Below are 23,772 nucleotides of genomic sequence, written 5' to 3' on the forward strand. Positions count from 1 at the left end.
AAAAATATAAATATTTTAACTTATAAAATTTGCTAATTAACATAGAATGTCAAGGTTCAAAACCTTGACAAGGATAAGTTCTGTCTTTTTTCAGCTTGCAACCACCTAATTCAGATTAACAAATTGGTTTTCTGAATATAAAGCTATTCACTTCTGAGATTCATTTTCACTTCATGTTCAATATCACTTTTATCGTATTTAAAAGGTATTTTAGATAATGACCATCCAACATCATAATAGTCATAATTTTTATAGATGTGATATTTATTCAAAGAATCTGTAATATCAAATTTATCTAATATCAAATACCCATTTCTAATATTAACAGAGTCATATACGACAAGATACTTTCGTCCATTGATAAACTCTCCGTCCTGATGGGCATCTCTAATGAATCCTTTCTCATACTTGAATCTAAAATCATTTCCCTTTTTACGTGCTCTATCCCCATAATAATCAGAAGTGATTTCTCCTATGGTATATTTGGCATTTTTAAGTAGTATTGCAGTCGGTGGACTTATAGCTTTATACTTTAAAAAATAGATGATCCAGCTTATAGAGCCAATCATTATTATTGACATTACTATTTTTCCGTTCATTACATGATTATTTTATTAGCTGGTGATAAAGTAAATAATTTATTTAGAAATTTTGTATAAAAAAACCACCGCATCTGCAGTGGTTTATATTTTTTAAATTATTCTGATTAGAAAGAGACCTCATTCACTTCCTTTCCCCGCTGGAAATTCATTACTTTCTGGCTTCCTTTGTAAGAAACACTGACAATATTGAGTTGCTTAGGAAAAGCACTTAAAAGGATCGTATTTTTAACCTTCATGGTACTAATGTCCGGCACGCCGCCGGTCTCAAAATATACCCATACCGTTTCTCCGCTTACCTGACTTCCGGTGAATGTTATAGTTTTCGGAGAACCATTGATATACACATCAAAATTATTGTTCACATATTTTTTAACCTCTGCTTCAAATCCTGCTGTATTAGGATTGATTTTAATAGCATCAGAAATATGTTCTGTATTCATTTTTGTGGTAAACTTCAATGTTTTACTTCCATCTATATAATCCACTTTTGTCATTGAAGAGAAAAAGTCTACATACATAAAACTCATTAACACAAAAAATGTTAAAATTCCTGATATATATAAAAGTTTTTTCATCTTAATTAATAGATTTACAATCATACTTGCTAATTATAGGTCACAAATAATATGCCAATTAAAAATTTACATTCACAGAATACTTATCGTAAAATGCTTTGATGTGGGCTACCGCCTCATCAGCCGTGTCTACCACTCTGTATAAATCCAGATCATCTTCAGCAATCATCCCTTCTTTTAGCAGGGTTGCCTTGAACCAATCCAGCAATCCTCCCCAGAATTCACTTCCTACAAGAACGATCGGAAATTTACCGATTTTATTGGTCTGGATGAGGGTCATTGCTTCTGTAAGCTCGTCTAAAGTACCGAAACCTCCCGGCATAACGACGAAACCCTGAGAATATTTTACAAACATTACTTTTCTTACAAAAAAGTAATCGAAGTTCATAGAATAAGATTTATTAATATACGGATTAAAATGCTGTTCAAACGGCAAATCAATATTAAGTCCGATGGATCTTCCCTGGGCATTAAAAGCACCCTTATTTCCTGCTTCCATGATCCCTGGCCCGCCTCCGGTAATGATTCCAAAGCCAAGTTTAGTGATCTTTTCAGCAATTTCCACGGCCATTTCATAATATTTGCTTTCAGGTTTTAGCCTTGCAGAGCCGAATATAGACACACATGGGCCGATTTTAGCCAGCTTTTCGTAGCCATCTACAAATTCAGCCATAACTTTGAAAACCATCCAGCTGTCCTTGGTAATGGTTTCGTCCCAGGTTTTCTGTCTGAGACTATTGTGAAGTTTTGTTTCGTTAATATCAAGTGTCGGATTTACTAAACTTTCATCCCTTGTTCCATCCATTTCCATTGCAAAAAATTATTTAAAATGTTTTTCGGCTTCTATTACGGATTCTGGTCTTCCAACATCGATCAGGATGCTGTCATGTACAAATCCGTGGATATGTTCTGTCTGCATCAGGTCCAGATATTCCTCCATAACAGAAAACTTGCCGGTTCTCTTTATTTTTTCAAAGATAGCAGGGTTGATACAGTGAACGCCACTGAAAGCAAGAGCCTTAAAGCCTTTATTAAATTCTGCAAGCCTCTGTTCCCCCGACTGTACATTAAGCCAACCTCTCAAAACCATATCGTCGTTGAAAAGCAATTTTCTTGAACTATCTCTATCGGAAACCGCTAAAGTAGCAAAATCTTTTATCTTTTTGTGGTATTCAACGAAAGCATTGATATTGATCTCTGTTAAAATATCAGCGTTCATGATCAGAAAATCTTCCCCGTGATCGAGGAATCTTCTTGCAAAAATCAAGCCGCCACCGGTTTCCAGCAGTTCATTGGTCTCATCTGAGATTTCAATGTTGCATCCGAAATTACTGTTTTTATTCAAAAATTCAACAATCTGATTTCCAAAATGATGGATATTGATCACAAAATCTTTTATTCCAAAGCTTTTAAGATAATTGATATTTCTTTCCAAAAGGGGCACGCCGTTTACCTTGGCCAGTGCTTTTGGATGATGATCCGTAAAAGGTTTTAGCCTTGTGCCTTTTCCGGCAGCGAAAATTAAAGCTTTCATTTTTTATTTATAATGGATGAATGATAATTGATGAATGATCAAAAACGAGCAAGTGATAGGTGATAACTGATGTTTAAATAGGGTAATCATTTATGCATTCAATTGGTGCTGCTCGTCGTGGTGAAGGCTTATTTCTATGCCCTCAGGATATTTTTCCTTGATGAATTCAGCGATCTTTATGGCAGAATATACAGACCTGTGTTGTCCTCCTGTACATCCGAAACTGATCTGCAGGTCTTCAAAACCTCTTTCCAGATAGTTGTCTATATTGATAGAAATGATAGATTTTACCAGTTCCAGGAACTTAGGCATTTCTGTTTTTGTTTCAAGATATTCCTGAACTCCGATGTCATTTCCTGTCTGGATTTTATATTCTTCAATTCTTCCGGGATTTAAAATTCCTCTGCAGTCGAAGGTAAAACCTCCGCCGTTTCCTGAGTTATCCTTAGGGATTCCTCCTTTTTTGTACGAAAAACTGTGTATGTCGATGTGTAGCATTCTTCTTTATTTTATTTGAACCATTAAGGTTTTTTTATTTTTTTATTGATATCAAAGCCTTCGACTTCGCTCAGGCTGACATTTCTAATACTATCTGTTTATATGTATCACAGGCTCCAAATGGAATCTGGAGTTAGCTGTTTAAAATGGTATTAATTTTTAATTTTACTTCTTCCGAAGTTAGCTGCTCAATTACTTTTTTCAGCTCAGGGTAATCTTTCATCTGTTCCCAGAATGCTGCAAACTGTGTAATATTTTGAATACCTTTTTCCAGACTTTCCATAAAATGATGTTTCCTTTGGATCAATCCTCTAAAACCATAAGCTCCCAATACCTGCAGGAATCTCATCATTTGGATTGGTTTTACCGAGTTTTCTAGTTGAATTTTAACTTCTTCATTTTCAAACTGTCCGATGTAATAGCCGAGCATTTCATTTTTGAAATCTTCAGGAAAGTCAGCTTTAGCCTGAAATAGAAAAGAGATCACATCATACATCAGTGGTCCTTCCATAGCAGACTGGTAGTCGATAAACGAAACTTTACTTTCTTCGTTGACCATCATATTTCTGGCCTGAAAATCACGGATCATGATTCCTTTTGGACCCAGGCTTTCAATATGGGTAGCAATCTGTTTAAATTCTTTTAGCAGTGTAGATTTACGGTATTCCAGTTCAAGAACGTCTGCTACAAAGTTTTTAAAGTAGTACAGATCGTGGATTACGGGAAGTTCATCATACCTTTCATATTCAAAAGTTTTTGAGAAATCAATTTTTCCCTGAGTGCTGATCTGAAGCTGGAAAAGCTTTTCCAGGATTTGTTTTACCAATGCTTTTACGTGAGGAGAAAGTCCTTCCTTTGTAATGATGTCGGAAAGGGTCTGCTCGCCAAGAAATTCCTGTACATAGATTTTCCTGTCATCTGAAATGGCAAAAATAGCAGGAGTGTTGAGTCCCAGTTTAGAAAAGATTTCAGAATAATAGATGAAACTTTCGTTTTCCGGAATATTTTCATTGCGGGTGACAATGTATTTTTGGGTACCTGATTGAGCCAGGAAATTTACCCTCGCAGAACCGCTTTGAGCCAGTGTAACGAACTCGGAAGATGGTTTGCCCAGATACTTTTCAAAAAAATATTTTGTGTTTTCGGAAGTCATAATATGGAAACAAATATACTAATTTAATGGGAGTTTCGAGTGTTGGGGTAGGAAGGTTTGAGGGTATTAGAGTTTTAGAGATAAGAGGGTGGTATGGTTTAGAAGTTGTGCTGGTTGAAAGTTGATGCAGAATAAATTTTTATAATGTATAATTTTAAATCTAAAATCTAAAATCTGAAATCTGACGTCTGAAATCTGAAATCAAATATTTATTAACCTAAGTTTCAGTCTAATTTTTATCTTTGCATCATGCTAAAGGATTTTAAACCAGTTTTAAACATTTTGCTGAGGTTCATCGTCATCTATCTGGTGCTGCTTTTTGGGTACCAGTTTTATTTGAATGCCAGTAAAGCGGGAGGGCTGGATCCCTTTTCACGAATAATTGCTGATCAGGTTGCCTCCATTCAGAAGGTTTCGGGATTTCCTACGTTGCTTTATGATGATGTAAAAAATGAACAGATCTGGTTCTATGTAAAGAAAAACTATGTGACAAGAATGGTGGAAGGCTGCAATGCCATTTCCGTTATGATCCTGTTCGTAGCATTTGTATTTGCATTCTATAAAGGAACCAAAACGTATATTTTTGCTTTGGCTGGGCTTGTTTTGCTTTACATAATGAATCTTCTCCGAATCGTGGGGCTGAATATTGTGATGTCGGATTATAAGGATTACGGAAAAATATTCCATGATTTTATTTTTCCGGCAGTTATTTACGGAACTGTAGTGGTTCTTTGGTTGGTATGGATCAAATTCTTTGCTTTAAAAAATGAAAATTCTTAACTGGCTTCTGGTCATAGCAGGAATTTGCGGTCTTATAAGTATACGTGTGCTTGAGGACAAAATTTTCTATGATCCTTTTTTGGGGTATTTTCACGAAGCCAATAAAAATATTGAATTCCCCCAGTTTGAATGGGGAAAATTAATTATTGGACATTTTTTCAGATTTATTCTTAATCTTTTATTTTCGTGCCTGATCATTCAATCTCTTTTTAAAAACAAACAGTGGACGATACAGGGAGCATTACTGATCACGATTATCTTTGTGATTACTTTCCCGATTTATCTTTACTGCATCTATGACCGGTTTGATATAGGATATCTTTTTTCCTTTTATATGAGAAGGTTTGTGATCCAGCCGCTAGCACTCCTTCTGATTGTCCCGATGTTTTATTATAGAAAGCAAAAAGGCAAATAATCGAACTGGCGATTGATCTGTTGATTAATCTATAGTATGTTTATCTACGCTTGTTACATTTTCAGGGGTCCACTGTACTCTTTTAACAAAATCTTTTTCACGGACAGGGCAGTCTTTGATCTGGCAGACAGGGCATGAAACTGTTTTGCAATCGTCCATATGGAAGTTGAATTCTACGCTTCTTTTCGTGTTTTTAGCTAAAAGAATAATCATTTTTTCCATTTCATTGTGCGCTTCACGAAGGCTGTAGTACCAAGGTAAGGTAATATGGGCGTCAATATGGAGATTGGCTCCGAACTGCTGGATTTTCATATTGTGAACGTCTATCCATTCTATTCTTCTGTTTTCTTCCAGCACTTTGATGATTTGATTAAGAAGGTCCGGATCCTGCTCATCCATAATTCCACTTAAAGATTTTCTAACAATCTTATACCCAACATAGATGATATAGAACCCAAAAATAAGGGCTACAACAGAATCCAGCCAATAGATTTTTGTAAAGTAAACGACCACCAAACTGATCACCACGCCTAACGTTGTGATGGTATCGGACTGAAGATGTTTTCCGGATGAAACCAGAACCAGGGAGTTTTCAGACTGACCTTTTTTAATGGAGATATATCCTAAAAGATAATTGACGATCGCGGTTGCCGCAATGATCCATATTCCCAGGTCAAGCTTGGCCAGTGTTTTTCCTACGACCAGGCTGTTGATGCCTTCATAGATGATCATGATGCCCGCAATGGCGATTAAGGCTCCTTCAATACCGGATGTTACAAATTCTACTTTTCCGTGGCCGTAAGGATGGTCTTCGTCTTTAGGTTTTGAAGCAAGATGAAGGGAGTACAATCCCATAAATGCACTGATGACATTTACGACACTTTCCATGGCATCGGAGAATACAGCATCGGAATTGGTAAGCTTCCATGCGATAATTTTTCCTATGAATAAAATGACTCCGAAAACGGCAATAAGCTTTTGGAATCCTATTTTGTCTTTGCTGGTGATGGTTTTTTTATTTTCCATAGTTTGATAAAAAAAAGAATCTCAATTTTGAGACTCTTTTTTATTTTGTTAGTTTAAACTAAGTTGTTGGCTGCTAAGTATTCTGCAATCTGTACAGCGTTCGTTGCTGCTCCTTTTCGCAGGTTATCTGCTACGATCCAGAGATTCAGCGTTTTGGGCTGTGAGAGATCCCGTCTTATTCTGCCGACAAAAACGTCGTCTTTACCTTCGGAGTACAGCGGCATTGGATATTCGTTGTTTTTCACATTGTCCATAACCACTACACCTGGTGTTTCAGATAAGATCCTTCTTACTTCATCAAGGTCAAACTCATTTTCAAATTCAATATTCACACTTTCTGAGTGTCCTCCCTGAACGGGAACTCTCACTGCAGTTGCGGTAAGATTGAATGTATCATCCCCTAAAATTTTCTTAGGTTCTTTCATTAATTTGATCTCTTCTTTAGTATAGTCATCATCACTGAATACATCACAGTGAGGAAGAGCATTTTTGAAGATCTGATAAGGATATACTTTGGCAACGCTGTCATCTCCGCTTATTTCAGCATTGAGCTGATCCACGGCAGCTTTTCCTGTTCCTGTTACAGACTGGTACGTAGAAACGACCACTCTTTTCAGGTCATATTTTTTATTCAATGGCCCCAAAACCATTACTAACTGAATGGTAGAGCAGTTCGGATTGGCAATGATCTTATCTTCTTTAGTTAAAACATGGGCATTGATCTCCGGAACAACCAGTTTTTTGGTAGGATCCATTCTCCATGCCGAAGAATTATCAATCACGGTGGTGCCTGCTTCTGCAAAAAGAGGGGCAAATTCAAGAGAAGTATCTCCTCCGGCAGAAAAAATAGCAATATCCGGTTTGGCAGCTATAGCGTCTTTCATGCTTACAATGGTAAATTCTTTCTGTTTATACTTCACCTTCTTACCTACAGACCTTTCGGATGCCACCGGAATTAATTCTGTTACAGGGAAGTTTCTCTCCTCCAAAACTTTAAGCATAACTTGTCCAACCATTCCTGTTGAACCGACTACAGCTACTTTCATTGATTTAATTAAAAATTTAAGGTTAAACGATTACAAAGTTATCAACTCGTGATTGATCACTTATTATTTTATTTTTAAGCCCCAAAGACTCTCATCCAAGGGAACGCGAATGCAAATAAACCTGCTGCGATAAGACCCATAATCACGATTCCTAAAGAAATAGTGTCATTAGACTTTACTTTTTTATTGATGATGGTCATCAATACGGCAGCGACCAACATAGAAAATGGATGTTCTACAAATGTCTGTCTGCTATAAGGATCTTTCATTAATGTTCCAGCGTCCAATGCCGCTTTGAAACCTGGAGAAAATATGAATAATAAACATATTCCTATCAGAAACTGAACATGAAAGAAAATCATGGTGAAGAGGGTCGTCTTCTTTAAAAATTTGTTCACTTTACCACTGAAACCAAACATTGTGGCTAGAAGGGCAATAATAAATAACGACACCAAAAGAAGTTCAAGATAACCGAATCCTTTGTGTGCACTAAGAAAAATCTTGTAAAAATCCATATTCAATTTTTTGTACACAAATATAACAAAAATCCCGGCGAAAAGCCGGGATAGATATTTATAAAATCTAATATAGTGATCTTATTAGAAGTTGAATGACAATGTTGCTGCCCATGTTCTTCCGAATCCGAAGAATACCTGGTTAGATGCATCTAATCCTTTGTAGAAATTTTTTGGATTGTTGATATAGGCATCATACTTCTGTTGTGCAGTTGTAGTTACCCCACCTGTAGTACTTGTTGCAAAATCAGATAATTGCTTAATCTGAGTACTTGTGTTAGATTCTGCGATATAAGTTGTGTCGAACAAGTTATAAACGTTACCTCTAATAGTAAAATACTGTTGCTTATTATTTAGATTAATTCTGTAAGAAATACCAAGGTCAAATAAGTTATAGTTTGGAAGTTTTAAAGTTCCTCTTTCTGCGGTAGACTTCACACTGAAGTTATAAGCATCTAAGCTCGCATAAAGGTTGCTAGTACTTCTCCAAGTAGTATCGAAACTAAGATTTGTAACTGGTCTTACAGTAAATCCTAATGCTGCAGTCATTTGAGCTGCTTCTCCTACTTTAGCTTTATCTAGATACAATTGAGTTTCATTGCTTGACGTTCCTGGGAAGTTGAATGGTAAATTGGTTGTATCTTCAAATAAAGTTGCTGTAGCATTTCCTCTGTAGTACCAATCTCCATAAGAGAACATACCGAAGGCTGAGAAGAATTTATTTAAGGTATAGTTAGCATCTACTTCAACTCCCATGTGTACTTCATTCAACCCAGTGATCTCAGCATAGAAAGTTTTGTTTGTAGAAACATCTCTTAAGCTTGATCTTCTCAGGTATCTATCGTCCCAAGTTGTTCTGTATAAGTTAACATTAGCATTGAACTGTGCTGTTCTGAATCCGTATCCTAGTTCTGCACCAAATATTTTTTCATTGGTAAGGTCTGGAGAAACAACATTTTCATTACTTCTATATACCGCATTGAAGAACGGTTGTTTTTCGTAGTACCCCACATTTCCGAAAATATTGTGTTTTTCATCGATGTTATAGTTAATACCAGCTTTAACATTGTATCCAAATAGGTTTTTGAATCCAGTTTTGGTATTCATGATTTCACCTCTCTTAGAAGTAGTTACTCCATCTATGATAAAGTTATCGATTCTTTGGAAACCTTGGTTAGAAACGGAACCTTGAAGGAATGCTGAAATTTTATCGTTTGTATATTCAAATTGTCCGAATGCACCATACCAAAGTACTTCACCATCATTGCTATAACCGATTCTATTATTTAAATCGTCAATTTTTCCTCCAAATGGATTCCATGAAGCTTCTGGCTTAGAAACAGCTGTCACTAAATTAGGTGGGATGTTTTTATTGGCTTTATCAAGGTATCCGCTGCCTCCTAATAGATCAGTCACTACCTGATAGTGGTATCCATAATAGTATCTTGCATCAATCCCAGTAGTGAACTTCATGTTATCATTGATCTTGTGATTGAAGCTAGAAATTAATCCAAACCAGTTATGTGAATTGATTGAAGCATTTCTGATCAATACCCCTTTGTCAGGTGTTGATGCCTGGTTAGCTGCATACACTGCATCAAAATTATATAGTCCAGTTACAGGATCTCTGAAAGTTGATAAACTTTTTCCGTTGGCACTACCAGTGGTGTTTGTTCCTCCACCTCTACCAAAAGAACCATACAATACTGTATTAAGTTTTGAGTTTTCGCTCATGGCCCAATCCCAGTTCAATGACATTACTGGTTTGTGGTAATAGTTTACTCTTGCAGAATACTCTTCACCTTTAAGGTATCCCCAATCAGAATTATATCTTCTGTTTGGTGTTCCGTCATTATCGGGATTATATGTGATATAATTGGCAATTGGAATAGCAAATGATCTTTGGTTGTGCCATTGTGGAGCGCCTGTGATTGTAAACTGGAAATCATGATTGCCTCCTGGCTTTTTATATCCTACAGCAAAATAATAGTTGTATCCTTCAAACTTAGTTCCATCTGCGTACATAGAACCTGCAGTTCTACTCATCAAGAATGAAGAAGACCATCCTTTAGCAGATTTTCCTGTATTATAAGCGAAAAGAGTCTTTAAATAATCATCGTTTCCTAAACCTAAAGAAACTATACCACCTTGCTTTTTATCAGCAGCTCTGGTTATGATATTTACTGTACCTCCTACAGAAGCAATAGCTAATTTAGAAGAACCAAGACCTCTCTGAACCTGCATTGCAGAAGTAACATCAGATAGCCCAGCCCAGTTAGACCAATAAACAGATCCTCCTTCCATATCATTGACAGGCATACCATTTACCATTACAGCAATGTTATTTTGGCTGAATCCTCTAATATTCAATTTAGAGTCTCCAAAACCTCCACCGCCTTTAGTAGCATAAACAGACGGAGTCGTATTTAAGATCTCAGGAAATTCTTGATTTCCTAATCTTTCAACAATCTGTGCTTCTTTAATTGTTGAAACTGCTACCGGTGTTTTTCTATCTTTGGCGATATCGGCAACACCAGTTAATACAACTTGTTCAATGTCATTGGACTTAGTTTTCACTGTATCCTGAACCTGTTGAGCATAATAAACGCTAGCTGTAGATAAGGTAATAACCGCAGATAGCATCGATTTGTTGATTAATTTCATAATCGTTAGTAATAGTTAGATTTAATTTTCTGCAAAATTCGCGAAATAAAATTTAACTAATATTAACTGTATGTTAATTTTTACTCAATCTTAATAATGGTATATTGTTGATAATCAGTGCGGTGTATAAAATTTGAATTTTAATATGAAAAAAATCATATTATTGAGTTTTTAATAAACAGGGGCTGTTTTTATTAAAAATATAACGCTATTTCACGGCTTTGAGACTCAAATCAATATTTTCAGCTGAGTGGGTAAGGGCTCCCGCAGAGATATACGTTACGCCAGTTGATGCAATTTCTTTTAACATATCACGGGTAATTCCACCTGAGGCTTCAGACTCACACGAACCGTTGATCATGTCTACAGCCTGCTTCATCATATTTACATTCATATTGTCAAGCATGATTCTGTCTACTTTTGCCTTAATGGCTTCTTTTACTTCTTCCAGATTTCTTGTTTCGACCTCAATCTTTAACTTTTTCTTATTCTTTTTAACGTAGTCTTTGGCCATTTTTACAGCGTTGGTAATACTTCCGTTATAGTCGATGTGGTTGTCTTTCAGCATGATCATATCATATAGGCCATATCTGTGATTGGTTCCGCCACCTATCGCGACAGCCCATTTTTCACATACTCTGAAATTCGGTGTTGTTTTTCTTGTGTCTAAAAGCTTTGTTTTTGTTCCTACCAATCGGGAATCCCAGTCGTGGGTAAGAGTGGCAATTCCGCTCATTCTCTGCATACAGTTCAGGACAAGCCTTTCTGTAGAAAGAATAGATCTTGCACTTCCGGTTACAATTAAAGCAACATCTCGTACCTTAGCAGAATCTCCGTCTTTAATGAAGATCTCCACTTTTAAATCTTTGTCAAAAGTCTTAAAAATAATTTCCGCCAGCTCAACACCTGCCAAAATACAGTCTTGCTTTACCAGAAGTTTTGCACTCTGCTCCAAATCTTTTGGAATGGTGGAAAGGGTAGAGTGGTCACCATCCTGGATGTCTTCTTCTAAGGCGTTTTTGATAAACGTTTTTAATGTTTTATCTGTAGCGTAGCTTGGTCTTTTCATTATTAATGCTTTTAGGCTAAATCTTTATTATAAAATGCTCCTTTATTTTCTGTCATTTCCATAGACTGGGTAATGATAAGATGAGCAACGGTTGTCAAATTTCTTAATTCAGATAATTGTGGTGAGAGAATAGAGTAGTGGTAAATTTCATCAACGGCTGCTGCGATCTCCTGATGTTTTTGCAGAGCCATATTCAAACGTTTGTTACTTCTTACGATACCCACCAGATCACTCATCATTTCCTGTAATTGTTTTCTGAGGTAGCTTACGATAACCATTTCATCCATGATCTTCATTCCTTCTTCATTCCATTCCGGAACGGCTTTCAGGTCTTCAAAATTGAAATTGTTTTCCTTGAGTAAAGCGATAGTTTTAATAGCGGCATTATGACCAAAAACTAATCCTTCAAGTAAAGAATTGGAAGCAAGTCTGTTAGCGCCATGGAGTCCTGAATTGGTACATTCTCCCACAGCAAAAAGATTTCTGATAGACGACTGCCCGTCACGGTCTACTTCAATACCGCCCATCAGATAATGGCATGCGGGTACTATAGGAATCAGTTGGGTAAAAGGATCAATGCCTTCTTCTCTGCACTTTTTATAAATATTCGGGAAATGTTCCAGGAATCTTTCGTGATCCATCTCGCGGCAGTCGAGGCCGGCATATTCGTCTCCGGAAATTTTCATTTCGTTATCAATAGCTCTGGCCACAATATCCCTGGAGGCTAATTCTTCACGCTCATCATATTTGTGCATGAATTTTTCGCCCTTTTTGGTTCTTAATTTGGCGCCATCTCCTCTTACTGCTTCAGAAATAAGGAAAAGCATCCCATTGATTTTGCTGTACAATGCAGTCGGATGAAACTGATAGTACTGCATATTGGAAACCTTACCCTTTGCCCGTGCTACGAAAGCTATTCCGTCTCCGGTAGCAATGGTAGGATTGGTGGTGTTCTTATAAACATGTCCTGCCCCTCCGGTAGCTGCCAGTGTTATTTTTGAAGTGATTTTTTTAATCTTTTTTGATTTTTCATCAAGGATGTAGGCTCCATAACAGTTGATGTCGCCTTGGCTCACCTCTTTTCCCGGAACATGATGCTGGGTAATGATATCAATGACATAATGGTGATCAAGAATCTCGATATTGGGGCTGCTGTTGGCTGTTTCCAATAAAGCTCTTTCGATCTCAAATCCTGTAATGTCTTTATGATGGACGATCCTGTTTTCTGTGTGGCCGCCTTCTCTTCCTAAGGCAAATTCGCCATTTTTCATGTCGAAATTCGCACCCCATTCTACAATTTCGTTGAATCTTGCCGGGGCTTCCTTTACGACCATTTCTACGACATCGCGTTTGTTTTCTCCGTCTCCGGCACGCATGGTATCTTCGATATGTTTTTCGAAATTATCATTTTTAAAGTCGGTGACCACGGCCAATCCGCCCTGTGCATATTTGGTGTTGCTTTCGTCTTCATCAGATTTTGTAACGATGATGATCTTCGCATCAGGGAACTGTTCAGAAACTTTAATGGCATAGGAAAGTCCCGAGATGCCGGAACCAATTACTAATACATCCGCTTTTATCATATGCTTGCTTTAGGTACAATCGTTTAAATATTAAATAAATTTAAACAATTTTTCGTTTGGTTTTCTTACTTTTTTCATGTGCTGGAAATGATCTTCTTCAGAACGGTAGCCTAAAGCGAGGGTCACGGTTACTTTTTCTGTCTCTGGATTGATGTTGAGGATCTCTTCTATAAGGTCCTGCCGGAAGCCTTCCATAGGGCACGAATCTATATTTTCAATAGCAGCGGCGTACATCAGATTGGCCAGTACTATATAAGACTGCTTTTCTGCCCAGTTGAAAATTTCATCCTGTGTTTTTTGGGTGATATGTTGATTAATGCTTTTTCTGAACAGGTCAAGTTTCTCCACAGGAGTTTCCCTTACCTCGGAAATATGATTAAAATAGCCGTGAATATAGCTTTCCTCAATCATTTTCTTTGAAATGATGACGATGAGGTGCGAGCATGTCGAAATTTGTGAAGGATTATAGAAAGCCGGAATCAATTTCTGTTTCATTTCCTCACTTTCAACCACCAGTACTTTGTACGGTTGAAGTCCAAGCGAACTTGCAGACAGCTTCCCTGACTCAAGAATATTGTGCAGGGTGTCTTGAGGAATGATCTCATGATTAAATTTTTTCACAGAATATCTTCTGCTCAAAGCTTCCAAATAATTCATAGGACAAATTTAAGAATTGAATACGAATAAAGTAGCTTTAAAATGAAATATATACCTTGATAAGAATAAAAAAAGGATCACTCCAAATTTGGAGCGATCCCGGGGTATATAAAAATAATCAATTTAAATTTATTCTCTGTTTTTTACCATAATCCAACCTGAGAATTTGATTGGAGTATTCTTGCTGTTGTTCTCATTCCATGTGATAGAATACCAGTAGTTTCCGGTAGGGACTTTCTTGCTTCCATTGGTCGTTCCGTCCCAGATGTATCTGTTTGATTTATCAGCCTGGAAAAGCTTGTAGCCATATCTGTCGAAGATTCCGATTTCCAGGTTTTTCTTATTGGAAAGTGCTGAATAATCGATGGCGTCATTCACACCGTCTCCGTTCGGAGTAATCACATTAATCAGATTCGGAACAGTAATATTGATCTCAATAGGTTCACAATCATAGCTGTCCTTTAAGAAGATCTTAGTTTCCCCTCTGGCAACATTGGGGAATACATTAGAATCCTGCCAATTTATATTGTCCATTGAATATTGGTAAGGAGGAGTTCCTCCATTGGCAAAAACAGTCACTGTATTTCCTGAGATGTCAATATGGGTAACTACGGGCTGCTCAGAAGCATATACTTTTACTGTCTGAAGTACAGTACAGTCTCCGGTTTTCAGTTTTACCCAGTAGGTTCCTACGCCTACATTGGTAATAGACTGTGTCGTTGCACCAGTGCTCCAAAGATATGAAGTGAATCCAGGTCCTGCATCCAATGTGGTTTTGTCTTCAATACAGATGATCTTGTCTTTTAATACGCTGGACAGAACCGGTGCCAAAACGGTCAGTGTTACCTTAGCAATAGAATAACATCCCTGTGCATTGAATACCTTGATATAAATCACTCCGGATGGTGCCGTATAGGTTAAGAAATTTAAAATTTCATTGGTTCCGTTTTGAGCATCTGCCAGAGACGGATAGTATTTTTTCGTTGCTCCTGTTAATGTTGTTACGGGAGCATTGCTTAGATTGAATGTTCCCAATGAAGGGTTGGTTTCAAGGAAACAAGATCTTAAAGAAGCATCAGTAACAACCACGACCGGATTAAGATTCAGGGTAACTTTTGCGGTGCTTACACATCCCTGAGGAGTGGTTACTTTTGCAAATAATATGGCCGCTGGTGATGCATAAGCTGTAGGGTTGGGAATCTGGTTGATCCCTGCATTCAGGTCGTACATCGTATTGTAGAATTGCATAGTGCATCCCGGAACCGTTGTTAATGCTGCTGTGGTAAGGTCAAATGTGGCTGTACCCGCATTATTGTTGTTACATCCTGTAAGTGTAGCATCCGTTGCTGCAAATGGTGTAGGGTTAAGCTGTATAACTCCATCTCCATTGTCGCAGAGCGTTGAGCTTGGATCTTTGATGACGACTTTAATGGTCGTGGTTCCTGAATACGGGAAGTTTGTAGGGTTGGTAATCGGTGTTGAACTTCCTAATACATAATAAGTGAATACATAGTTTCCAGGATTATTGACAAACTGTGAATTGAAAGAAGTTAGATCCACTGTTCCGGTTCCGGTTGCAGGGTTGGTACATACAAACGGAGTAACAGTTGCATTCAGGATAGGAACTTTATCTACAAAAACTTTTACATTCTTGATCGAATGTCTCGCACTCGCACCTCCAGTAGCTGCTGAAAAACCGAAATATCCCTGTGACATTCCTATTGCTCCTCCGGAAGGGGCAAATGATTGGTCTACAATAAGTACGCCGTCCAGTTTAATTTTAATAATCCAGTTTGTCGGATTGGTAAGGTCTGTTTCTCCATTTACTTCCACATGTTTGTAGACTGGTCCTACAAAGGGTTGCGTGGCGATTAGATCAGGAGAATGGAATGTACTGCCCGGAGTATTGTTGTATTCAATATTATTTCCGGCTGTGTCATTGGTTCCGTAAAGCAAATGTATTTTGCTCATCTGACCTTCTGTGGTATTGTTGAAAATATCAAATCCTACCATGAGTCCTGATGCGTTCCCTGGGATTCCAAGTCCTCCACCTGATACAAATCCTGTAGGGGGATTGACCAGGTACCAGAATGTAAATCCGTCTCCTCTTCCGAACTGAGTGGTGCCATTTCCATCTATTCTAAAGTCAAATTCCACTTTCCATTTATCACAATAACTTAATGTGATAGGAGTGGCCAGCTTTATAGCTCCGTATAAACTGGTATTGTCTGTAGTAAGGCGGATAAAATCTGTGTCAACGGCTGCATTCGAAACAAGGTCCCAACCTGTAGTGTTGACCGGATTTCCTGCGAGCTGGTACGTCTGGGAAAATACTTGTCCTGAAAAGCCTAATAAAATGGTTAAATAATAAATGAGTAGTTTTCTTTTCATGTGAAGCTATTGGTTTGAGGTTATTGGTATAAATATATTTATTTTGTGTGGTATTATATAATGAATAATTGTCAATTGTTTGGTTTAAATTGTCAATTTCAAGTTAATTTTGATTAATTGATAAAATAATTAAAATGATATTCTCTTTTTATTGTTTGGGGTGAAAAAATAAACTCATATTCTTCTTACGGTTTATGGTCATTAAAAAATCACTCCAGAAAAAGAGTGATTTTTTACTAACTGAGGATTATTCCCTGTTTTTGACTAAAACCCAGCCTGAGTATTTGGTCTCTGTGTTGTTTTTGTCATTCTCGTTCCATGAGATAGAGTACCAGTAAGTTCCTGTAAGAATCTTTTTACCGAAAGCAGTTCCGTCCCATTTGAAATTTCTTGTTTTTCCGGCTTCGTACAGTTTATTACCATATCTGTCATACACTATAAACACCAGGTTTTTCTTGTAGGCCAGTGCAGAATAATCAATAAAGTCATTGACGTTGTCCCCATTCGGTGTGATGGCGTTGATCAGGTTCGGAACGGTGATCTGTACTTCAACAGGTGTACAGTTGTAAAAGTCTTTCACGAAAATTTTAGCTTCGCCTCTGTGAAGTCCCGTAAAAATATTTGAATCTTGCCAGTCGATGCCATTTAAAGAATACCTATAAGGTGGTGTACCTCCTGATACATTGACGGTTATAGTTGTATTATTGATGTCGATGCTTGTAACAACAGGGTTGGCAGAAGCAATAACCTTTACAATCTGTGTCGTAATACAATCTCCTGTTTTTAATCTTACCCAATAAAGCCCTACGCCAACTCCCTGGATAGATGGAGTAGTTGCTCCGGTGCTCCATTCATAACTGTTAAAGCCAGGTCCTGCGTCCAGGTCAGTTCTTCCGTCAATACAGATTATTTTGTCTTTTAAAACGGTAGATGTTACAGGTGGCAATACAACAAGATTCACTTTTGCCACAGCGAAACATCCGGTAGCATCTGTTACTTTTACATATACTGCAGTGCTTACAGACATATACTGTGTAGGGTTTACGATCTCGTTGGTTCCGGCCAGGGCATTGGCTACAGAGGTGTAATATTTTTTAGTGAAACCGCTTGTCAATGTTGTTACATCAGCGGAAGTCAGGTCAAATACTGCACTGGTAATATTGTTCTGTAGAAAACATGAACGTAGTGTAGCCTCTTTTACCGGAGTGTCCGGGTAAAATGTCAGTGTAATTTTTGCAGTACCGGTACATCCCAGCGGTGTCGTTACTTTTACATAAACAATCCCTGCTGCAGAAGTATAAGTACCTGGATTTTGAATTTCATTTGTTCCGGCATTCAGGTCATTCAGGGTTTTGTAATATTTTTTGACCACGGTAAGTCCGCCTGCTACATCTGCCGAGTTGAGGTTGAATAATCCGGTCCCTGCTTTATTATTATTACATACTGTTAAAGTTTTATCAGTAAGGGTAAGAGGAGCAAGAACCAATAGGATCTTTCCATCCGGGTTATCACATAATATTCCTGCATTGTCCTTTACAACCACCGTAACTGTAGTGTTCGCATTGAATTGGTAGTTCGTAGGATTTGCAATGGGAGTTGAGCCCTGTAAATAGGTGAATGTATAGTTGGAGGGATTGTTTACAAATTGAGAATTAAAAGACGTTAAGTTTACAGATCCGAATCCGGTGGTAGGGTTTGGGCAAAAAGACTGTGTAGCCGTAGTTTGTAAAATAGGAACTTTATCGGTATAGATCTTTACGTTTTTAATAGAATGTCTTGATCTTGCTCCTCCTGTAGAAGCAGAAAATCCGAAGTACCCCACTGTCATAGCGGCTGCAGTTCCCGCAGGAGCAAAAGATTGATTACAAATTAGTGTGCCATCAATTGTTATTTTTACAATCCAGTTGGCTGGAATGGCAGGATCTACCTGAGCAGTTACTTCAACATGTTTATAGGTGGTTCCCTGAAAAGGGATTGTTGTGTTAAGGTCCGGTGAGTGAAAAGAACTTCCGGCAGTGTTGAAGAACTCTACATTGTTGGTGTCTGTGGTATTGACAACCTGTCCGTAAGCTACATGTACCTTACTCATTGTAGCTGTGGTAGTATTGTTATAAGTATCAAATCCTACAATAAAGCCAACGGCATTTTGGGAAACTCCGAGACCGGAACCCAATACACTTGCCACTGGTGGATTGGCTAAGTACCAAAATGCAATTCCGTCCCCATTGGAAGTTTGGTTAGAATCCATTCTGAAATCAAACTCCACTCTCCACTTATCACAGTATTTTAAGTTGATGGGATCGTTCAGTCTTATAGATCCTGATTTATCATTGGCGTCCGGAGTGAGCTGAATAAAATCACCGCTTACCTGTGTGGGGGAAACCATTGTCCATCCTGTGGTATTGACCGGATTTCCGGTGAGTTGATATGTTTGGGAAAGTAGTCCTCCTGACAGAAAGAGCAGAAGAAGAGAAATATAAGACAGTAAAAGTTTATTCATTGAATTGGGATTACTTTTAATTAGATACTGTAAATATATTAAATCCCAATTAATTAATGTGTGTTTAATGTTAATTTTACTGAAAATGATAGTTATTTTTCAATAAATAACATAATAAACAGGTGAATGTTTAATGTTGTGAATATGAATTTAGATTCATTAAAAAAGAGAGTTGCTCTCCAGGCCTTCAAAATAGGCGTCGATCTCCAGATCGGTGGAGGCTGCGGCAGCTACAGCGAGTTTATCGCAAAGCTCATTTTCAAAATGTCCAGCATGGCCTTTTATCCAATGCATTTTTGGGGTGTGCTTATTATACATCTCAATGAATCTCTTCCAAAGGTCAGGATTTTTTACATTTTTCCATCCTCTCTTGATCCATCCTGCGATCCAGTTTTGGTTCACGGCATCAGCGACGTATTTGCTGTCTGTATAAATGTGAATATCGTTCTCCGAAGATTTTAGTTTTTCCATGGCGGAAATAACAGCCAGAAGTTCCATTCTGTTGTTGGTGGTTTTTCTGAAACCTTTGGAAAATGTTTTCTGATAGTTTTTTTCGGGAACACGCATGAGAATTCCATAACCTCCTTTTCCGGGATTTCCGCTGCATGCACCGTCGGTATATATTTCTATTCTCAAAAGTGTAGGGATATATAAATTAGTAGTCCATTTAAAATAAATTTAAGGAAAACTAAACTGTTATTTAATTTAAAATGCTGTAAATTCTAGAACGGGAAATCATCATCGTCATCGAAATCATTCATTGAAGATCCTGAAAGCTTTGAGCTGTCCGGCAGATCAAATGCTGCCCCGGGCTGAATAGTTGTCTTGATTTTATCGAAACCACTAGGTTCATTAGAACTGAAATTGGAAGGATGACCTCCTAATCCACCATCAAAAGCTGCTTCAATATCACCGAATCTTGCGAAATGTTTTAAGAATGATAATCTCACGTCAGCTGTGGCACCATTCCTGTGTTTTGCAATGATCAGCTCGGCCTGGTTTTCCGTTGGCGTTTCCGCACCTTCTTCGTCATTATCCCATACTGCAATTTTATAGTATTCCGGTCTGAAGATAAAGGATACAATATCGGCATCCTGCTCAATCGCTCCGGATTCCCTAAGGTCAGAAAGCTGAGGTCTTTTTCCCGGGCGGGCTTCCACACTTCTTGACAGCTGTGAAAGTGCAATAACAGGGACGTTAAGTTCTTTTGCAATAGCTTTTAATGAACGCGAGATCATGGAAATTTCCTGTTCACGGTTTCCAACTCCTTTTCCTCCGCCTCCTGCAGTCATCAGCTGGAGATAATCGACCATGATTAGTCTTACTCCGTGCTGCATAACCAGTCTTCGGCATTTTGCACGAAAGTCGAATATAGAAAGAGAAGGGGTTTCGTCAATAAAAAGGGGTGCGTTTTCCAGTTCCGATACATTGGAAAAAAGTCTCTGCCATTCTTCGTCATCCAAAGTTCCTTTTCTCAGTTTCTCAGAAGAAATTTTCGTTTCAGAAGCAATCATCCTGGTGATTAGCTGTACCGATGCCATCTCGAGAGAGAAAAGCACCATAGGAATTTTGTGGTCTACGGCAATATTTCTTGCCATAGACAGAAGGAACGCTGTTTTACCCATCGCCGGACGGGCTGCGATAATGATGAGGTCGGAATTTTGCCAGCCTCCTGTTTCTTTATCAATATCTCTAAATCCTGAAGGAACTCCCGAAAGGCCCTCTTTATCTTTCAGAGATTTAATCGTTTCAATAGCCTGTTTTACCAATGAATTGGCAGTGTCGAATCCTTTTTTGATCGTTCCGTTGGTGATCTCAAAGAACGACTGTTCCGCCTTGTCTAAAAGTTCGAAAACATCCGTAGATTCTTTATAGGAAGAATCAATGACATTGGCAGAAACATTGATCAGACTTCTTAAGATGTATTTTTCAAGAATAACACGTACGTGGTATTCAATATGGGCAGATGAACTCACACCCATGGTAAGATCAATGAGATAATGATCTCCACCGGCCTGACTTAATTTATCTTCTTTTTTTAATTCCTGGATAATCGTCATAAGGTCTACCGGATGGTTAGCTTCGTAAAGCTTTAAGATCGTGGAGAAAATGACCTGATGTCTTGGGTCATAAAATACTTCCGGAGTAAGAAGGTCAATAGAGTGGTCAAGTCCCTTTTTGTCAATCAAAAAAGTTCCTATAACCAGTCTTTCAAAATCTACAGCATTGGGAGGCATTTTTCCATCCGCAATAGATAGCTCTCTTGCAAAGTTTCCATGCGTTAGGGATGATAATGTTTCTTTCTGCGCCATGATGCAAAGATAGTTTATTTAAAAAAAATAATAACTAACAAGTTATCAGCAATCCTCCTGATGTATCATGAACAGAACCAAAAAGATGTTGATAAAAATTTGGGGATCAAAAATAGAAAATTTTCAATAAGTAATATTCATTCAGATGAAAATGATTAATATTTTTTTGACTATTTACATGACCCAATATCATTTTTTGAGTTAAATGAAAATAAGGCACAAAAAAAAGACTGTCGCAAAAGACAGCCTTTTTTTGTGTGATATAAGAATAGATTTATTCTTTATTCTTTACCAGTATCCATCCTGAATATTTCGTTTCGGTACTGTTCTTATCGTTTTCGTTCCATGAGATAGAATACCAGTAAGTACCTGTAGGGATTTTCTTGCCGGAAGCTGTTCCGTCCCATTTGTAATCTCTCATTTTGTTCGCTTCATAAAGCTTGTTTCCATATCTGTCATATACTATAAACACAAGGTTTTTCTTGTAAGAAAGAGCAGAGTAATCAATCTCGTCATTCACTTTGTCTCCGTTCGGAGTGATTGCATTGATCAGGTTTGGCACTGTAACTGTGATCTGTATAGGAGTACAGTTGAAAGAATCCTTTAAGAATATTTTATTTTCTCCTCTAGGAAGTCCGCTGAACGAATTAGTTGCCTGCCATGTCACTCCATCTGTTGAGTACATGTAAGGAGGTGTTCCGCCTGAAGCATTTACTGTAATCGTATTGTTGGTGATTTCTACACTGGATATTACAGGTTGCGTCGAAGCAAAAATGGTTACAGTCTGAAGCGTAAAGCATTTTCCTGTTTTCAGTTTTACCCAGTAAATACCTATTCCTGCATTGCTGATGGATTGTGTAGTAGCACCTGTGCTCCATTCATATCCATCAAATCCAGGTCCTGCATCCAATGTTGTTTTCGCTTCAGCACAGATCGTTTTGTCTTTCAATACTGCAGATTTTACAGGAGGAAGTACTTTTAACGTAATCTTAGCGATATCATAACACTGATTAGCGTTTGTAACCCTTACATAGACTTCGGTGCTTGTAGTAAGATAAGTATTAGGTGCAGCAATTGGGTTGGTTTCAGCTGTTGCGTCATTTAATGTCTTATAGAATTTTTTAGTCTGTCCTGCAATAGCTCCTATATCGGCTAGTGTCAGATCAAATTTAGCCTGCATGATATCGTTTTCGATATAGCACTCTTCCATCAATGCATCTTTTAAAGTAACTACCGGATGGAATGATAATGTAATATTTCCTATAGCAGTACATCCAAATGCAGAAATTACTTTTGCATATACTATTTTTTGAGCTGAAATATAGCTGGTTGGATTCGTAATCTCATTAGTGTCAGCATTTAAATCAGCAAGGGTCGGATAATATTTTTTGGTACCGCCCGTAAATACATCTGCTGTCGTCAGGTCAAATTTTCCAGTTCCTTCACCATTATTATTACATGCGAAAATAGTCGCATTTTTTGCTGTGATGCTTGCATCTACAAATTTGAATTTACCGCTTATAAAGCATTTGTTGATAACGTTGTTCGGGTTGTCTGGATCGAGATAGCGGATTCTGTAATAATATGTGGTTGTTCCATTTACTGTTGCAATGTTAAGAGGATCATCTCCTGTAACGACATCGTTGGTATTGTCATGGTAAGTAACCTGGAAGTTGGGATTGTTGCCATTAATAATACCGGCAGTAAGTGTGTTAAAATTAAACTGAGAAGGAAGTCCGCATACCATAATCGTTGTAGGGTCGGTTGGGGCAGCTCCTGGGATACCCGGCGGAATAAAAGGATTAGGAGCAAGAACCGGATTATTGAACGCAGAACTTAGGGTAGCTGTACCACCCCAGATCAACTTGAATCCGTCATCGGAACTCTCAAAATTATCTACAATAAGATAGTAAGTTTCTCCAGCCAGCACCTGCATGTAAGGGCTCCATTCTATCTGGTTTCCAGCAGTTCCGGTGCCATTTGGAGTTGCCGGAGGTGGTATGGTTAAGCTGAGTCCTGTATCTCCATTGGGTACTCTTCCAGCGTAATTACATCTGATTGGTGTAACAAAGGTGTTGTTGGTGTTCAGGGATGTACACCCGTTGGTCGTAGGGCCGTATACTGCAAAATCGTAATCATCCGTATTAACATTAGGGTCAATAGTAAATGATAGGGTTCCTGATGTTGCTATGGTAAAAGTATACCATACTGAGTAATTTTCATCTCTGCCCAAGCATCCACTTGTTGACAGCTCCTCTTGAATATTTCCATGTCCTGTTGGGGTGTAGGAGATGTCAGAGTTCCCGCAGAGAGGAATGGCTGTAACACAGTCAGACTGTGCATAAAACACCTGCGATATGAAGAAAATTAAAAGAAGTAATGTTTTTTTCATGTTTAAAATGATTTTTGTGAAACAAGATTTGAGTAAAATAAAGTTATCAGCATTTATGTT

At 37.9% G+C, this 23,772-nt stretch carries 20 protein-coding genes; 2 read left to right on the forward strand and 18 right to left on the reverse strand.

The window, feature by feature from the left end; translation table 11 throughout:
• Nucleotides 1-143: 143 nt before the first annotated feature.
• The 6 genes from NZD88_RS09685 to NZD88_RS09710 all read right to left on the reverse strand — a co-directional run bounded on the left by NZD88_RS09685 (nt 144) and on the right by NZD88_RS09710 (nt 4,362).
• Nucleotides 144-599 (reverse strand): hypothetical protein, encoded by a 456-nt coding sequence (locus NZD88_RS09685; RefSeq protein ID WP_259828949.1) that lies wholly within the window; start codon nt 597-599, stop codon nt 144-146.
• 107 nt (nt 600-706) lie between these two features.
• Nucleotides 707-1,177, reverse strand: a complete 471-nt coding sequence (locus tag NZD88_RS09690) for a DUF6702 family protein (RefSeq protein ID WP_259828954.1) — start codon at nt 1,175-1,177, stop codon at nt 707-709.
• A gap of 58 nt (nt 1,178-1,235) precedes the next feature.
• Nucleotides 1,236-1,988, reverse strand: coding sequence for an LOG family protein (locus tag NZD88_RS09695; protein ID WP_259828956.1), 753 nt, complete (start codon nt 1,986-1,988; stop codon nt 1,236-1,238).
• Nucleotides 1,989-1,997: 9 nt separating this feature from the next.
• Nucleotides 1,998-2,711, reverse strand: a complete 714-nt coding sequence (locus NZD88_RS09700; protein ID WP_259828957.1) for a nucleotidyltransferase family protein — start codon at nt 2,709-2,711, stop codon at nt 1,998-2,000.
• A 90-nt stretch (nt 2,712-2,801) separates the two neighbouring features.
• Nucleotides 2,802-3,209 carry a RapZ C-terminal domain-containing protein gene (locus NZD88_RS09705; protein WP_259828959.1) on the reverse strand — a complete coding sequence of 136 codons (408 nt, stop codon included), beginning with the start codon at nt 3,207-3,209 and terminating at the stop codon, nt 2,802-2,804.
• 133 nt (nt 3,210-3,342) lie between these two features.
• Nucleotides 3,343-4,362 carry an aminoglycoside phosphotransferase family protein gene (locus tag NZD88_RS09710; RefSeq protein ID WP_259828963.1) on the reverse strand — a complete coding sequence of 340 codons (1,020 nt, stop codon included), beginning with the start codon at nt 4,360-4,362 and terminating at the stop codon, nt 3,343-3,345.
• A 249-nt stretch (nt 4,363-4,611) separates the two neighbouring features.
• On the opposite strand from NZD88_RS09710, the gene xrtF reads away from it, so the two are divergent.
• A complete protein-coding gene (gene xrtF, locus NZD88_RS09715; RefSeq protein WP_259828965.1) occupies nt 4,612-5,142 on the forward strand; it encodes an exosortase family protein XrtF in 531 nt (176 codons plus the stop codon).
• A complete protein-coding gene (locus NZD88_RS09720) occupies nt 5,129-5,557 on the forward strand; it encodes an exosortase F system-associated membrane protein (RefSeq protein WP_259828966.1) in 429 nt (142 codons plus the stop codon). Before xrtF ends, NZD88_RS09720 begins: the two co-directional genes overlap by 14 nt.
• Nucleotides 5,558-5,581: 24 nt before the next feature.
• Here NZD88_RS09720 and NZD88_RS09725 read toward each other — a convergent pair whose 3' ends face one another.
• The 12 genes from NZD88_RS09725 to NZD88_RS09780 form a co-directional block, all read right to left on the reverse strand.
• Nucleotides 5,582-6,583 (reverse strand): cation diffusion facilitator family transporter, encoded by a 1,002-nt coding sequence (locus tag NZD88_RS09725; protein WP_259828968.1) that lies wholly within the window; start codon nt 6,581-6,583, stop codon nt 5,582-5,584.
• Between the two features lie 53 nt (nt 6,584-6,636).
• Nucleotides 6,637-7,629 carry an aspartate-semialdehyde dehydrogenase gene (locus tag NZD88_RS09730; protein ID WP_259828974.1) on the reverse strand — a complete coding sequence of 331 codons (993 nt, stop codon included), beginning with the start codon at nt 7,627-7,629 and terminating at the stop codon, nt 6,637-6,639.
• Nucleotides 7,630-7,703: 74 nt separating this feature from the next.
• On the reverse strand, nt 7,704-8,144 hold the full coding sequence (locus NZD88_RS09735; protein ID WP_259828975.1) for a hypothetical protein: 441 nt from the start codon (nt 8,142-8,144) through the stop codon (nt 7,704-7,706).
• An 84-nt stretch (nt 8,145-8,228) separates the two neighbouring features.
• Nucleotides 8,229-10,808, reverse strand: coding sequence for a TonB-dependent receptor (locus tag NZD88_RS09740; RefSeq protein WP_259828976.1), 2,580 nt, complete (start codon nt 10,806-10,808; stop codon nt 8,229-8,231).
• Nucleotides 10,809-11,016: 208 nt separating this feature from the next.
• On the reverse strand, nt 11,017-11,877 hold the full coding sequence (nadC, locus tag NZD88_RS09745; RefSeq protein ID WP_259828977.1) for a carboxylating nicotinate-nucleotide diphosphorylase: 861 nt from the start codon (nt 11,875-11,877) through the stop codon (nt 11,017-11,019).
• Between the two features lie 11 nt (nt 11,878-11,888).
• Nucleotides 11,889-13,460, reverse strand: coding sequence for an L-aspartate oxidase (gene nadB, locus NZD88_RS09750; RefSeq protein WP_259828978.1), 1,572 nt, complete (start codon nt 13,458-13,460; stop codon nt 11,889-11,891).
• Between the two features lie 30 nt (nt 13,461-13,490).
• Complete coding sequence (locus NZD88_RS09755; RefSeq protein WP_169233886.1) at nt 13,491-14,117, reverse strand: NAD(P)H-dependent oxidoreductase; 627 nt, start codon at nt 14,115-14,117, stop codon at nt 13,491-13,493.
• A gap of 129 nt (nt 14,118-14,246) precedes the next feature.
• Nucleotides 14,247-16,508 (reverse strand): T9SS type B sorting domain-containing protein, encoded by a 2,262-nt coding sequence (locus NZD88_RS09760; protein ID WP_259828979.1) that lies wholly within the window; start codon nt 16,506-16,508, stop codon nt 14,247-14,249.
• Between the two features lie 247 nt (nt 16,509-16,755).
• On the reverse strand, nt 16,756-19,008 hold the full coding sequence (locus tag NZD88_RS09765; RefSeq protein ID WP_259828980.1) for a T9SS type B sorting domain-containing protein: 2,253 nt from the start codon (nt 19,006-19,008) through the stop codon (nt 16,756-16,758).
• 159 nt (nt 19,009-19,167) lie between these two features.
• A complete protein-coding gene (gene rnhA / locus NZD88_RS09770) occupies nt 19,168-19,644 on the reverse strand; it encodes a ribonuclease HI (RefSeq protein ID WP_259828981.1) in 477 nt (158 codons plus the stop codon).
• Nucleotides 19,645-19,730: 86 nt separating this feature from the next.
• On the reverse strand, nt 19,731-21,320 hold the full coding sequence (gene dnaB, locus NZD88_RS09775) for a replicative DNA helicase (RefSeq protein ID WP_259828982.1): 1,590 nt from the start codon (nt 21,318-21,320) through the stop codon (nt 19,731-19,733).
• 274 nt (nt 21,321-21,594) lie between these two features.
• The gene (locus NZD88_RS09780) at nt 21,595-23,712 is read right to left on the reverse strand and encodes a T9SS type B sorting domain-containing protein (protein WP_259828983.1); all 2,118 of its coding nucleotides are present in this window, start codon (nt 23,710-23,712) and stop codon (nt 21,595-21,597) included.
• Between the last annotated feature and the right edge of the window lie 60 nt (nt 23,713-23,772).

Source organism: Chryseobacterium pyrolae (genome assembly GCF_025153485.1).
In the GTDB taxonomy this organism is placed as follows: domain Bacteria; phylum Bacteroidota; class Bacteroidia; order Flavobacteriales; family Weeksellaceae; genus Chryseobacterium; species Chryseobacterium antibioticum.